Source organism: Leyella lascolaii, from assembly GCF_900079775.1.
GTDB lineage: Bacteria > Bacteroidota > Bacteroidia > Bacteroidales > Bacteroidaceae > Prevotella > Prevotella lascolaii.
This window is the reverse complement of the sequence record NZ_LT556036.1, coordinates 393,858-407,932: the sequence shown is the minus strand read 5'-3', so window position 1 is coordinate 407,932 and position 14,075 is coordinate 393,858. Positions and strand designations below refer to the sequence as shown.

The window sequence follows — 14,075 nt, the reverse complement described above, 5'->3', positions numbered from 1 at the left end:
CGCCTAATTATATATAGGGGTATCTTGATGTTTTTATCATAATAAGATACCCCTGTTTTTTACATGAAATCTCAAATTTGTAAACATAACCCCATCATAAAAAAATGAATAGCAAGTATTCCTGCTGAGTTTATCAAATCAGGGCCATTGTTGTTGATGACGACTCTACCATCAGCTCATATATACCTTTCCGACACAAGCATATATTGTTTTCGTTTGTACTCCGAGTGTGTACAGTTTCAAACCATGATTCACATTCTAACATAAGAAACTGAAGCCGTGACCATTTGTGTATTTTTGCCAAACTAACTCCAGTATATACAACAGATGTAAAAGATTTCTGCAAAATCGACCGAAATCATAAGAAAAAAACACCAAACCAGCAAATTTCTTAAAGATTATATCCGTTTATTAAGATTATTTTTGTATATTTGCAGCATTATTTTGGTGGTAAAGCCTGTTGGCCTGCCACGTGACAATAGGACTTTACGGAGCAGCCTATATCACAATTCTTCTCCGTAGTAACAGTCCGTTCTCTCTCACTGGTCTCTCCCTGCGCGGCAGAGGCATACGTTTTTATATTTTTCAAACACTCCAAATTGACAGCGCATGAGAAAGTTTACTTCTTTGTTACTGTTAGGCTTCGCTCTCGGCAGTTTCGCGCAAACGCCCGGAGGAGTCAGCGGAAGCGAACTGTGGTTCAAGACTGCGCCATTGAACTCAGACCTGCAAGGTTATTACCGTTGGCAGGATTTCTCTGGGGATTCCATACGGCTGATGCTATTGGACAGCCGTGGCGTCAAGTCTGAACTTACTCTTCCGAACAGTTCGGTCCATTTCTTCAACTTCAATCCGAGTCTCTGGCTCGCAGACGGATTCCGTAGTCTGAGTGCCAAACTCAAACACGGCAACCTCTCGCAGGCTACCGTCATTGGTGTCTTTGCACCGGAACTGGCAACCATCGGCAAGGATATGGTTGTCTATGCTCTTGACGGCCGCAAGGGCGACGGAGCCATTCTGAGCAAGGACAAAGCCGTAAGGGGTAGAGGTGTTGAACCACTGGACTATGGTTCAGCATCGGGTGAAGACCTGCTTTATCAATCAAGTGATTCTTTGTCCGAGAACGGTTTTAAGGAAAGCGCTCTGCGAGTTGTGTCCTACTTCAAGGTAAGCAATCCTTAGCCGTGTGGGTATCAAATAACAAAAGGCGGTTATTCTGATAATACCCGTATGGAAGAAAAGGATAAACTTTTATTCATGTTTGAAAAATCAGTATCATCAAAATAATGGAACGATCCAGGAATTTCTATAAGACAATACGGTTGGGGTATATACTTATCTCCGTTCTTATCGGATGTATAGCATATAATAGCTTCTATGAATGGCAGGAGATAGAAGCATTAGAACTTGACAACTTGAGTTCAAATCACAGAGAAGTGAATAGACAGTATTACCCGACAGAGCAACTACGACAAAGCAATGCCATCAAAAAAAATGACAGCACACACAAAGCATAGACTGATTGTCTTGCCCTAAAAGATTGATTGGAATTTATTCAGGACTGCCTATCACTTAGATAGAAGTCCAAGGTCTGCTGAAATACATAATTCAAAAATTGAAATTGCTTGACTGCAAATTTAGTAACTTTGCTTGACAAATTAACGAGAAAGAAGAGAAAATGAAAGCCGACCGCATAACATCACCTATACGCAAGCAGGGGGTTCGTGCTTCGTAAGACAGGAAAGTGGTAAATTTAAAGTTCAGTTCATCGTAGGTAGCTTAGTGGTAAAAATCCCTGCCTGCGTATAGCTGCAAACCGTTGTTAGCAATCCGCTGCGCTCCTTGCTAACAATGGCTCGGCGACTTACGTCGCTTGCCGTAAGCCGCCGCTTCGCGGACTGCTTACAACAAGCGACTTGGCTAAATAGCTCCGCTTTTGTATCTTCGATACAGCTTCGCTACTTCGCCAATTCGCCGAGCCATTGTTATGGGCCATTTTTGAATGACAATGCGAATAGATACAGACAAACAAATGAATTTACTTAGTGATAAGAACGTTGCAATAATTGGTGGTGGACCCGTTGGACTGACTATGGCAAAATTATTACAGCAAAACGGCATAGACGTTTCAGTTTACGAAAGAGACAACGACCGAGAGGCAAGAATTTTTGGTGGAACCCTTGACCTACACAAAGGTTCAGGTCAGGAAGCAATGAAAAAAGCGGGATTGTTACAAACTTATTATGACTTAGCCTTACCAATGGGTGTAAATATTGCTGATAAAAAAGGCAATATTTTATCCACAAAAAATGTAAAGCCCGAAAATCGATTTGACAATCCTGAAATAAACAGAAATGACTTAAGGGCTATCTTGTTGAATAGTTTAGAAAACGACACGGTTATTTGGGATAGAAAACTTGTTATGCTTGAACCTGGTAAGAAGAAGTGGACACTAACTTTTGAGAATAAACCGAGTGAAACAGCAGATTTGGTTATTCTTGCCAATGGCGGGATGTCCAAGGTAAGAAAATTTGTTACCGACACGGAAGTTGAAGAAACAGGTACTTTCAATATACAAGCCGATATTCATCAACCAGAGATAAACTGTCCTGGATTTTTTCAGCTATGCAATGGAAACCGGCTAATGGCATCTCACCAAGGTAATTTATTATTTGCTAACCCCAATAATAATGGTGCATTGCATTTTGGAATAAGTTTTAAAACACCTGATGAATGGAAAAACCAAACGCAGGTAGATTTTCAAAACAGAAATAGTGTCGTTGATTTTCTTCTGAAAGAATTTTCCGATTGGGACGAACGCTACAAAGAATTGATTCATACGACGTTGTCATTTGTAGGATTGGCTACACGGATATTTCCTTTAGAAAAGCCTTGGAAAAGCAAGCGCCCATTACCCATAACAATGATTGGGGATGCCGCACATTTGATGCCGCCTTTTGCAGGGCAGGGAGTAAATAGTGGGTTGGTGGATGCCTTGATATTGTCTGATAATCTAGCCGATGGAAAATTTAATAGCATTGAAGAGGCTGTTAAAAATTATGAACAGCAAATGTTTATCTATGGCAAAGAAGCACAAGAAGAATCAACTCAAAACGAAATTGAAATGTTTAAACCCGACTTTACGTTTCAGCAATTGTTAAATGTATAAAATGGAATAAAACGGCACATAACAAACAAATTGGCAATAGAGCCGGTGAAGTACTTCTATTGAACTTTTGTGCAATGTTGAAGATTAGTAATTCTATTCAACATTTGTGCTAAAAGTCGGCTCCATCGCCAATTTGCCAGCCGTTATGCGGCAGCTTAAAAAAAGACGACACCAAACCAAAAAAATCATCTTGACAACCACCCGACTTTGAACTACGAAGGATGAAATTTTTCAGGGACAACTTCCAGCATTTCCAAAAAACAGTTTAACCATTGACTTGGAGACAAACAAACAATTTGAGCATTAAGGTTTAAACCGAATTTTTCCGAAATTGACCTGACCTGACTTTTCCTGAAAATCGACTTTAAAGCTGTTTTTACAGATAAATCAGGTTTCTCTAACAGACAGGAAATAAATGCTAAGTATTTGGCTTTAAACTTAAAATCAAAAAATAAGTGTTTTCTTTTAATGTTTAACAGGGCTGATTTGACAGTTGGCGGTGGCAAGAAACTTTCAGGACCTACCTCATAGACAAGTTTCAAATCAAAAAAAGTATGATAGAAAACGGTATATGGATTGTAAAGCTTCCTCGAAAATAACTTTTGTGTAGGTTCTAATTGAAGGACAATGGAACCTCCCAGAAAATTTCCAAGACTCTCAAACATCAGGATTTTGAAAATATCGGAAGTAATGCCATAAGGAATATTTGACACCACTTTGAAAGGAAATTTCGGAACTGCAAAATTCCTAAAATCACAACCGACAACTTGAACATTTCGGGCATCAGAAAATAATTTTCGTAAATGTTCAACCAAAGCTGTGTCGTTTTCAATAGCAACAACATTGTTGGCGATTTTTAATAAATGAACAGTAAGAAACCCCTTGCCTGCCCCAATATCTAAAACCGTATCCTGATTACTTATATTTGCTTGTCTTATTGCATCTTTTATTAGCACTTTATCAATAGTAAAGTGCTGACCCGTAAAACGAACGGGCAATTTCTTTTTTGTCATTACCTTAATTCCGCAACACTTTGATTTAACTTTATTTATAAGTACCTGAGCAACAAAAAGTTGCTCAGGATTTTGCCATGTCAGATTTTTCACCTATCTTAGTGTTGCAAATCAAAATATGTATCAAACCCGACAGACATGGCAAGGGTAGCAATAAAATCTGAGAAACTCTCTCCTTTTGGAGGTATTTTTCCAATAATGGAGCAATTTGATTCCAAGCTCTCATCTGTAATCGACTCAACCCTCGGTATGAGATGCAGGCTGTATGGTTATCAATACAGCGAAATCATCCGTTCGCTTATGAGCGTTTATTTCTGTGGCGGCTCATGCATCGAGGATGTCACCACTCATCTGATGTATCACCTCTCGCTTCATCCGACACTTCGCACATGCAGTGCCGACACGATTCTCAGAGCCATAAAGGAACTGACCCAGGATAACATTTCCTACACATCCGACACTGGCAAGACCTACGACTTCAACACGGCAGACAAGCTGAATACACTGCTCCTCAATTGCCTATTGTCCACAGGGCAGCTGAAAGAGGGCGAGGGGTATGACGTTGACTTCGACCACCAGTTCATAGAGGCTGAGAAGTATGATGCGAAGCCTACATACAAGAAGTTCCTTGGTTATCGCCCTGGCGTGGCAGTTATTGGCGACTTGATTGTCGGCATTGAGAACAGCGACGGCAACACAAATGTCCGTTTCCACCAGAAGGACACGCTGAAGAGGTTCTTTGAAAGGTTTGAACAGAACAAGCTTATTATCAACCGTTTCAGAGCTGATTGCGGCTCGTGTTCTGAAGAGATAGTGGAAGAGATTGCTAAACACTGCAAGACCTTCTATATCCGTGCCAACCGATGCAGTTCGCTCTACAATGACATCTTTGCCCTCAGAGGTTGGAAGAAAGTGAAATTGGGCGGTATTGAGTTTGAGCTGGCCTCCATTCTCATCGAGAAATGGAAAGGGAAGGCATACCGTCTTGTGATTCAAAGACAGAAGCGGATAGACGGCGAACTCGACCTGTGGGAAGGAGAATACACCTACCGCTGCATCCTTACAAATGACTACGAGTCTTCCGAGAAAGAGATTGTCGAATTCTATAACCTCCGTGGAGGGAAGGATTAGTTTCTGTTGTTTGTACCGGAGCAAGTTCTGCTACAAGTACCATGACATGTGTTGAAGCAACTGTTCATACAACGGTTGTTACATCCTGCGCATGACATTGCATTTGCAGTTTCTGACAAGATAGGACTTGACAGGAGAGCTGCACCAGCCAAAATAGGCAGAGCACCTTTAGCGGCTCTCTTAAAGAACTCACGACGAGACTGAAGTTCTTCATTCTTACCATTTTTCTTCATAAAATAAAAAATTTAAATTAAACAATATGCCTTTCGGCATTATTTGACAATCTCAATAAAATCAGTAGGAATATACGCAGTAGCGACAAGGCACAATCCCGAGATCTCAACAACAATTCTTTGTTGTCCTGCTATTCTGGCAACTTTTCCAACCACTCCCTTGAAGTCACCAGCTATTACTCGTACTTTATCTCCACTTTTATAGTGACACTGTTCCGCTGTAACAATGCGTACATGCTCACTATCAGTACTTGTTGCTTTGATAAAATTTATCATTGCATTGTATGGTATAATAAGCGGAGGATTTTTACCGTTTGCCTCTGGAGGAAGCGTCTTATCCAAATAATATTTTATAAAAGAGATTGGGGCATCAACTGTCTTTTTCACAAAACTGTCTGATTGTTCCCTTGTGGCGTATATAAAAAGAAAGTTGGGAAGAAGAGGCTGTTGTATTCGCTTCTTCTTCCCAGCAATCACTTTTAGTACATAGTGCATCGGCACGTATGTCTTAATATCATTCTTCTTTGCTTTCTCTACGGCTGCATTTACCCTGTTATAAGTAGCACGAAGAACAAACCAGTTGTAACCTTCCTGCTGGACATATTCCGAGGACACCCCTGTTTGTGAGCTTTGGGCTTCGGGGGAGACATTGGAGGCAAATCCAATGTGAGGAGGTGAATCGCAACCTCGTTTGGTATGCGCATTAAGCAATGCGTTCATATCGGCTTATATGTCGTTGCTCGTTAATAGCAATATAGACATAAAAAGAGCGTGGAAACGTCTGTTGTCTATTCCACAGTCTGAGGCTCTAGCAATTGCCTATCATAGTTGAACAGACAACGTCAGAGCCCACGCCGATATGAATAATCATTTCCATTAGGAGACCATAATAAACAATTGTTGTGCCCGAAAAGGTACAATCCGTGCTTACAGGTCTCCGCAGGAGCGATATTATCACACCCGGGACATCTACCGTTGGCTTTGCTCAAGACTATGATAACTGTTAATTTGCTAGATTACAGACTGTCTTAAACAGAGCGTTAGTAAACGCCTTCATTATGTCTGGACTATCTTTCCCACCCAATGCCCGCTTTGTACCGCTTTGTCATTATGACTCCGCCATACTCAGCACGGCGTAGGCTGCCTTGTATGCCATCACGAAAGAACACGTCTAACCTCAATGGCTATAAACATGGCGATAATAGTCCGCTGCAAAAGTACAAAGAAAATCTCAATACAACCTCATTTTGTTATGGAAAAGTATGTATAAACCTTAAATTTAACCATAATTAACTAAGTCTTGCTCAAATCTCGTATATTTTGTGTAAGGAAATGGCCTCTTATTGGCGTAAAAAGCAAAAGACAGATGCGAATGTCACATCTGTCATTATTGTTGTCGCACATGTCTTTCTTGAAAGAAAGCCTATGGCTGGTTTATTTCAGAATGATTTTCTCCTTTGCTGGATGACATAAGGAGAATGTACTTTTGCCGTCTTTGTTTGTATAGCAGAAGTCGCATGAATTTATAATATCCATGCCAATCACCACATCATAGTCTGAATTGTCGTTAAGCAGAGCCTGAACATTCAACTCTGCTGTTCCTGTTGGAAGGATAACATGAACAAGGTAAGTCCAGGATTCGACATCACCTCCTGCACTCGAAATAAGAGCCTTGTTCTTCGGTTGTAACCCTAAAGCATTTACAACTTCCTGTGAAATCAATGTATTGGTCGCTCCTGTGTCCCACAATACATTTTCAACTTGGCAATGAACAGGAACAGCCACGTTTGCCGACAAATCTACGGCTGGACAGATAATGACGTTTGTAAGAATAGCCTCTGGCTGGGATTCGTATTCTTTTGTATATACAGCCATTCCTACCTCAACTCAATTTTTCCCGTATATGAAGTTTGTTGAGGAACAGGCTCGTCAGTGATAAGGCGAACCAAACGGACATAACCTGTCCGTGCAGCTCTATTTCCGTTAATGACGGGAGCCTGAACTGCGGTTGCAAAATCTATTGTCTTGTTCTTTATAACTTTCATATACCTACAATTTAAAAAATGTCCCGCTGGGTACGCTGTTCTTATGGGAAGCGAGCGGGATTTGTCAATGCAAAGGTAGGCATTCAATTCCAAAAAACCAAACAATTGGAAGAAAAACTAATCTAACTACCCTAAATTTAACATTTTATCAGGAAAACTACTAAACAATGAATACGTCTTTCAAACGCTATTCTATTGCCGCCGAATTATTAACCTGCATTGTCTATCAGCAATATATGCCGACTGAGATACAACTGAGGTACAAGACATCCATTTTCGCCCAATGTTGAAGCCACCAAGAAGGCTCTCTCATCCCTCTTTTTCTTTTTCGACCGTCTCACTCTTTATGGCTGATGAAAGTGGGACTTTTCATCAAAAATGCGCTCTTTGGATAGCAACCAGCCAAAATTGCCCAAAATATTTTCATAAATAATCTTAAAACTGCTTTTTGCCCCTGTCATAGTTTTTTCTCTTTGCCGAGTGCCTTGAACTATAGATTTCCCCTGTTCAAAATTTGTACCGTTTTGAATTTGTTGTTTTTAAGAGAGTGCTGTGGCTCAGCGTGTTAGGAAATACAAAAAGGCTTCCACATGAACAGCGTGGTGCGCCAGCTGCACGAACAAAACACGGACGTGGTGATGGTAGATACGGGTAACTCCTACGAGGGCTTGTGCGAGTACTTGAACGGCAAGTACATCAGCTATACGGAGGAGAAGCCGATTACCATGAACCCTTTCCGCATCAACCGCCAAGAACTGAATGTGGAGAAGACAGGCTTCCTGAAAAATCTCGTGTTGCTGATATGGAAAGGTTCCCAGGGCACGGTCAATAAGACCGAGGACAGGCTCATCGACCAAGTAATCACCGAATACTATGACGTTTATTTCAACGGTTTTGATGGCTTTACCCCGCCCCAACGGGAAGACTTGCGCAAGAGCCTGCTGGTGGACGACCGCACCAACACCCGTGACGGCAAGGAAACGGAAGAGGAACGGATGGCCCGTATCGAAAGGGAGATTGACGAGATAGAACTCCGCCGAAAAGAACTGAAAGTGGAGAGCCTCTCGTTCAACACGTTCTACGAATACTCCGTGCAGCGCATTCCCGACATCTGCCACGAGAATAACCTTGTGGGCATCGACCTCTCCACCTACCGCTACATGATGAAGGACTTTTACCGGGGTGGCAACCACGACAAGACGCTGAACGAGGAAATGGACGGCACCCTGTTCGATGAAACTTTCATCGTTTTCGAAATCGATGCGATAAAAGATGACCCGTTGCTTTTCCCCATCGTGACGCTGATTATCATGGACGTATTTCTGCAAAAGATGCGCCTGAAAAAGAACCGCAAAGTCCTGGTGATTGAAGAAGCATGGAAGGCCATCGCCTCGCCGCTGATGGCAGAGTATATCAAGTTCATGTACAAGACCGCCCGAAAGTTCTGGGCAAGCGTGGGCGTAGTGACGCAAGAGATACAGGACATCATCGGCAGTGAGATCGTGAAAGAGGCCATCATCAACAACTCTGATGTGGTGATGTTGCTCGACCAAAGCAAATTCCGTGAGCGGTTCGACGGCATTAAGGCGATACTCGGCCTGACCGATGTGGAGTGCAAGAAGATATTCACCATCAACCGCTTGGAAAACAAGGAGGACCGCTCGTTTTTCCGGGAGGTGTTCATCCGTCGTGGCACGGCCAGTGAAGTGTACGGCGTGGAAGAGCCGAGGGAATGCTACATGACCTATACTACCGAGCGGGCTGAAAAGGAAGCCCTCAAACTTTACAAGCGGGAATTGGGATGCAGCCACCAGGAAGCCATCGAAGCCTATTGCAGGGATTGGCAACTTTCAGGCATCGACAAGTCCTTGGCGTTCGCCCAAGAGGTTAACAAGGCAGGTCGAGTGCTGCATCTGGAACGGAACTGTCGGACAACTATTCAGTAATCACCCAATAATCAACAATAAACCATCGACGTTATGGAAGCAGAAAAATTTGTTCACGACTTTTGGAAGGCCAACGAAATCAGCAATTTCTCAAAAGAGGCCACCGTGTTGTTCTTCTACCTCATTTATGTGTGGGAGAACGAGAAAAAGCCTGACGTGTTCTATGTGCATCCTGCCAGCCTACTGTGCAAAGTAAGGGGATTCAGCGTGAAAGGCGTGTTAGCCGCCAGTGAGGAATTGCAGGAACGTGGCTACATCACCTACAAAGCCCCAGACCAGCAATGGTGTTCCGGGCAGTATTCACTCTGCTTTGACCGTGAGGCGAAGTCCGGGAAGAGTGAAAATCCCGCCCATTCCGCAGGCAACATCATGAATGCGCAAAATGCCAAGCCGTAACCCATGAAAAAAATCCTTGTCCTGTTGCTGTGCGTGTGTGTTTCCGTCCTTTCGGCGGAAGCACAGTATGTGCGTGTCAACTACGACAAGAAGACCGTGGCGGCAATGGCGGCGGCTTACGTCACCGAAACGGCTACCGAAGCTTATTATACCGAGCAAGTAAAGGACATACTCGATAAATACAGCGCGGCGGAAGTGGCGGCGGCGGGCATATTCCTGTCGAAGTTCCTTGACCGCAAGGCTCTTACCGACCTGGGCATCTGGAGCGACAGCACGGAAAACTACTATTATCGCCGCATTTACCACCTCGTAAGTGCGAAGATAATGCCGAAGATATGGACAGTGGCTGGTCAGATGCTCCATTCCCCGCAAACAGCCCTGTATTGGGGCAGTTACCTGATGAAAGTCTGCGCCGAGGTAAAGGCCCTCTGTATGCAATTTGAATCGGTAGTGACCAACGGCACGTTGTCGTTCCGGGACGTGGTGTTCCTGGAGATTGCCCCGCAGTTTGCCCCGTTGTTCAAACTGTCGGAAAGCGGCGGCATCGACTGGGAAGCCTTCTTTGACGATTTGGGCAACATACAGCATAACTTCACCAAGGAAAACCTGAAAGCGGACATTGATAACCTATATAATATAGGTGTGGGACTGGCCAATACCGGGGCAGACAATTTCACGGATGCCATTCTGGGTGAAAGCAGTTTCGACGACTTGCTGAACGGAAAGGTAAGCGACATTGCGCGAGTGGCCGGGAATGCTTACGACCTGTACGGGCAACTGGAACATTCCATGGGCAATACGTTGCTCTCGATGGTCGGCGGGCCGGAAGGTGTTGCCAACCTCTTCCAAATAGACAACTACAACCTCACTTCGTGGATAAGCGACTACCTGAAAGAGACGGCTGGGCAATACTACACCCAACGGTGGTACATTTACCGCAGGGATGCCGGCACGGAAACCCTGTGTGACTACACCCCTCCCACGGACGATAACAGCATCCTCTATGGAGGAGAATGGACGCGCTTCAACACCACGAACTCCAATTTCAATCCCAACAGTTCGCAGACCGAGCAGATACTGAGCAACTCGGAACGGTATGCCGGATGGTCGAGGGCGCAGGTGGAACAGATGAACCAGTCAAACGACGGCTATACCTACAGCATCAGTTATTACCGTTCCAATTACAACATTTCCAAAGGCGGTAAGCAAATACAGAAAGCATACGCCTATAGCATACGGGTGACAAGAAGCTGGAACCAAGAGGAGGTAGTATATGAAGAAGTATTCGATTCCTACAAGATGGACTTGAATACTTTCAAGGCCGGGCTTAACGCCCGATTGTCGGAGTTCAACGACAATGAGGAAGGATACACCTATGTCATCGGCAGCGATGCCAAGCACTATTACCAGGCCACGGACGAAGCCAAGCTGCAAGGTTGCGAGAGTGTGATTGTCAGTGTGACCTGCCATGACGGGGTGACATTAGGCAGCGGAAGCACCCAATACAAGTGCCGCACCTGCGGCGGCAGCCTGAACAACCATTCCAAGGAATGCGCCATGCAGACTACCGTGTCCAGCGATGACGAACTGGACTTGTCCGGTCTGGACGAACTGGAAAACGAATACAACGCGGAAGCGGCGGTCTTGCAGTCACAGATAGATGCCTTGGAAGCCGAGAACGCCGAGTTGGTGAAGCAAATCGCATCTTCCACGGTGGAAGAAGCGGCATCCTTGCGGCAGCAATACAACCGCAATAAGGATGAAATTAACCGGTTGGAATCCGACCTTACCACCGTCCGGAAGAAGCAGGACGAGCTGGCGCAGGCCAAGGAGGAAGCGGCGGCGGACAATGCCGTGCCCACCGATGACTATTATCGCATCCCCGCCCTTATGCAGGAATGCAGAAACGCCTATAGCCTGACGTGGCAGGGTGACGGCTGGTGGAACGGCTACAGCTACCTGCGGGAAGCCACTGCACCGAACATCAACGGCACCATCACCTTCAAAGCCACCCTATCCATCGCCCGCAAGCCCAAGTATTTCCTTGGAATCAAGATACACCGTGCCATCATGCAGATAAGCTGGGAACTGACGGCGGAGTATTCGGACACGGAAGTGGTGGACATCATCGAGCTTGATCCGGCCATGAGCGAGCCTGAAAAGGCAACGTTGGTCAATGACCGTCTGTCGGAGATTGCCCGGCAATACCCTTCGTGTGAAATCACTACGGAATATGTGAAGTCGGAACCGGTGGAGGAAGACACGACTACGGACACTTACCATTTGCTGTGGGCATCCGACCGGCTGGAAATCGCCCGTCAGGTGGAAGCCCGACTGACAAACATCTTCGCCGACCTCGTTGCCTTGGAGAAGATGATGAATTACAAGCTCAGCATTATTGATGTGCTAAAGGACATTGCGCCCTTTGTCAATGATGAACGGGGACGCAGGCTGACTTTGGTGGAGGAATGCCGCCGCAGGTGGTTGCGGGGTGCGGCGAACAGCCTGCACTCGGTGGATTACAACGGGAAATACGAGGAAACGGATGATGAAAGAAGGGAGGAAAGGGAATGAACAAGACCGAGAGACATATCCGCTACATGGCTATTGTAATCATGGTCGTGGCGTTTCCACTGAAAGTGTCGGCGCAATGGAACTTCGACATCGTTTCGGTGGAAGCCTACATCAACGACCACAAGCAGCAGCGAAGCCTGTTGCTGGCCCGTTCGACACTGGAACTGAGCAACCAACTCCTGCACGAATACAGCAGCGAAGCGGCGGTGGACTTCAAGGAACTGAACGTGGATTTGGACAAGTACACAAAGGCTTTTGATGTCATTGACATCCTCTACCAGTCGCTGCGCACCTCGTTGAACGTGTATTCCACCTACAACAGCGTGAGCGACCGAGTCGGCGACTACAAAGATTTGCTGGACGATTACTATACGAAAGTGGTGGAACGGAACAGGATGGAACTGATGGATACACTGATTATCGGCATCAGCTTGCGGTGTGTGCAGAGGATTGCAGAGGACGGTAAGCAACTCTACCGTTCGATGAGCGACCTTGTGCTGTATGCCACCGGGGCAGTGGCCTGTTCCACCTCGGACTTGCTGTTGGTACTGGAAAGCATCAACCAAGGACTGGACAACATCGAGCGGCACTTGAACAAAGCCTATTTTGAAACTTGGCGGTACATCCAGCTGCGCATGGGCTACTGGAAGGAAAGCATCTACATAGCCAAGGACAAATCACAAATAGCGAACGAAGCTTTCCGAAGGTGGCGGGATTCAGGATTGAACCCGTATAATCGATGACAAGGAACAGATTAAACGGATACAGAATGAGAGAAACAAGATACAAGGAACATAGAATAACGAAAGAATTAAGATGAAACGAGCGGTATATATAATAGGTATGAGTGCGGCGATATTTGGCCTTGCATCTGAGGCACTTGCCCAAAGCGTGACTTATAGCCACGACGATGCCAAGATGAACCAGATTACCGTGGCCGAAATCGGATCGGGAGGATTGACACCGGCATTTTATTACCAACTACTGCACAATTCCTACCAAAAGAGCGCGGCGGCAAAGAACAAATTGGGCTTTCGCACGGCGGCGGGTATCAACCTTTACAACCAAGTGGACGATGCAGAGGCATTGGATTCTGCCATGACCCAACGTGCCCGGATTGAGGCGTTGAACGTGACCGACCGAAGCGGCGGTGCGTTAGACGTGGCCTGGCTGGCCGAGGGCGAAAAGGTCAATGCTGCCTTGGAGAACTTCGAGCGGAACATACGGCGGATTACGGAAGCCGGGGGCAGCAGCCGTGAGCGGGAGTTTTGGGAGGATTGCTACCGGATGTACCAATGCGCGGTCAAGGCAGTGCAGGAAGCCTATATGCCCAATTCGGAGCGCAAGAAACAGTACCTCCGCATCCATGCGGACATTATCCGCAAGAATGAAACCTTGGTGCGTTACTTGGTGCGGCTGGCCAACTCGGTCAAAGTGGCGGAACTGTTGGATGCTTCGGCTACTATTGAAGACCGTCGGGCGCAGATCGCCATGTCTGCCATGAACCGTTGGCGGGAAGCCGGGTGGCGGATAATGGGGAATTAAACTGATGGTAGGGATATGAAAGA

At 45.5% G+C, this 14,075-nt stretch carries 9 protein-coding genes and 3 pseudogenes; 9 read left to right on the top strand and 3 right to left on the bottom strand.

Going from position 1 to position 14,075, the window contains the following annotated elements; all coding sequences use genetic code 11:
* Positions 1-609 precede the first annotated feature (609 nt).
* The 3 genes and pseudogenes from BN4609_RS05040 (at position 610) to tet(X) (ending at position 3,169) form a co-directional block, all read left to right on the top strand.
* The gene (locus BN4609_RS05040) at positions 610-1,182 is read left to right on the top strand and encodes a hypothetical protein (RefSeq protein ID WP_241033199.1); all 573 of its coding nucleotides are present in this window, start codon (positions 610-612) and stop codon (positions 1,180-1,182) included.
* Positions 1,183-1,286: 104 nt separating this feature from the next.
* Positions 1,287-1,442 (top strand): annotated as a pseudogene (locus tag BN4609_RS17300) (two component system sensor kinase); the annotation flags it as partial.
* A 560-nt stretch (positions 1,443-2,002) separates the two neighbouring features.
* Positions 2,003-3,169 carry a tetracycline-inactivating monooxygenase Tet(X) gene (tet(X), locus tag BN4609_RS05030; RefSeq protein WP_005783159.1) on the top strand — a complete coding sequence of 389 codons (1,167 nt, stop codon included), beginning with the start codon at positions 2,003-2,005 and terminating at the stop codon, positions 3,167-3,169.
* 212 nt (positions 3,170-3,381) lie between these two features.
* On the opposite strand, the gene erm(F) is transcribed toward tet(X), so the two are convergent.
* The gene (gene erm(F), locus BN4609_RS05025) at positions 3,382-4,182 is read right to left on the bottom strand and encodes a 23S rRNA (adenine(2058)-N(6))-methyltransferase Erm(F) (protein WP_002682030.1); all 801 of its coding nucleotides are present in this window, start codon (positions 4,180-4,182) and stop codon (positions 3,382-3,384) included.
* A 138-nt stretch (positions 4,183-4,320) separates the two neighbouring features.
* Between erm(F) and BN4609_RS05020 the strand changes: the two are divergent.
* Positions 4,321-5,310 (top strand): annotated as a pseudogene (locus BN4609_RS05020) (IS1380-like element ISBf11 family transposase); the annotation flags it as partial.
* Positions 5,311-5,585: 275 nt separating this feature from the next.
* On the opposite strand, the gene BN4609_RS05015 reads toward BN4609_RS05020, so the two are convergent.
* Positions 5,586-6,266 carry a UpxY family transcription antiterminator gene (locus BN4609_RS05015; protein WP_049129570.1) on the bottom strand — a complete coding sequence of 227 codons (681 nt, stop codon included), beginning with the start codon at positions 6,264-6,266 and terminating at the stop codon, positions 5,586-5,588.
* A gap of 714 nt (positions 6,267-6,980) precedes the next feature.
* Entirely contained in the window at positions 6,981-7,421 is a 441-nt protein-coding gene (locus BN4609_RS05010) for a retropepsin-like aspartic protease (RefSeq protein ID WP_048316574.1), read from the bottom strand.
* 748 nt (positions 7,422-8,169) lie between these two features.
* Between BN4609_RS05010 and BN4609_RS05005 the strand changes: the two are divergent.
* The 5 genes and pseudogenes from BN4609_RS05005 to BN4609_RS04985 all read left to right on the top strand — a co-directional run.
* A pseudogene (locus tag BN4609_RS05005) lies at positions 8,170-9,537 on the top strand (TraG/VirB4 family ATPase); the annotation flags it as partial.
* Between the two features lie 33 nt (positions 9,538-9,570).
* Positions 9,571-9,933: a hypothetical protein gene (locus BN4609_RS05000; RefSeq protein WP_068855527.1), complete on the top strand. Its 363-nt coding sequence runs from the start codon at positions 9,571-9,573 to the stop codon at positions 9,931-9,933.
* Between the two features lie 3 nt (positions 9,934-9,936).
* The gene (locus BN4609_RS04995; RefSeq protein ID WP_068855526.1) at positions 9,937-12,507 is read left to right on the top strand and encodes a GumC domain-containing protein; all 2,571 of its coding nucleotides are present in this window, start codon (positions 9,937-9,939) and stop codon (positions 12,505-12,507) included.
* Positions 12,504-13,250 (top strand): hypothetical protein, encoded by a 747-nt coding sequence (locus BN4609_RS04990; protein ID WP_068855525.1) that lies wholly within the window; start codon positions 12,504-12,506, stop codon positions 13,248-13,250. Before BN4609_RS04995 ends, BN4609_RS04990 begins: the two co-directional genes overlap by 4 nt.
* 73 nt (positions 13,251-13,323) lie before the next feature.
* Positions 13,324-14,052 (top strand): DUF5045 domain-containing protein, encoded by a 729-nt coding sequence (locus BN4609_RS04985; RefSeq protein WP_068855524.1) that lies wholly within the window; start codon positions 13,324-13,326, stop codon positions 14,050-14,052.
* Positions 14,053-14,075 lie beyond the last annotated feature (23 nt).

What these genes read in the sequence shown, in the direction of transcription:
- BN4609_RS05040 (WP_241033199.1), top strand. Translation starts at nt 610, where the DNA reads ATGAGAAAGTTTACTTCTTTGTTACTGTTAGGCTTCGCTCTCGGCAGT.
- BN4609_RS05015 (WP_049129570.1), bottom strand. Translation starts at nt 6,266, where the DNA reads ATGAACGCATTGCTTAATGCGCATACCAAACGAGGTTGCGATTCACCT.
- BN4609_RS05010 (WP_048316574.1), bottom strand. Translation starts at nt 7,421, where the DNA reads ATGGCTGTATATACAAAAGAATACGAATCCCAGCCAGAGGCTATTCTT.
- BN4609_RS05000 (WP_068855527.1), top strand. Translation starts at nt 9,571, where the DNA reads ATGGAAGCAGAAAAATTTGTTCACGACTTTTGGAAGGCCAACGAAATC.
- BN4609_RS04995 (WP_068855526.1), top strand. Translation starts at nt 9,937, where the DNA reads ATGAAAAAAATCCTTGTCCTGTTGCTGTGCGTGTGTGTTTCCGTCCTT.
- BN4609_RS04990 (WP_068855525.1), top strand. Translation starts at nt 12,504, where the DNA reads ATGAACAAGACCGAGAGACATATCCGCTACATGGCTATTGTAATCATG.
- BN4609_RS04985 (WP_068855524.1), top strand. Translation starts at nt 13,324, where the DNA reads ATGAAACGAGCGGTATATATAATAGGTATGAGTGCGGCGATATTTGGC.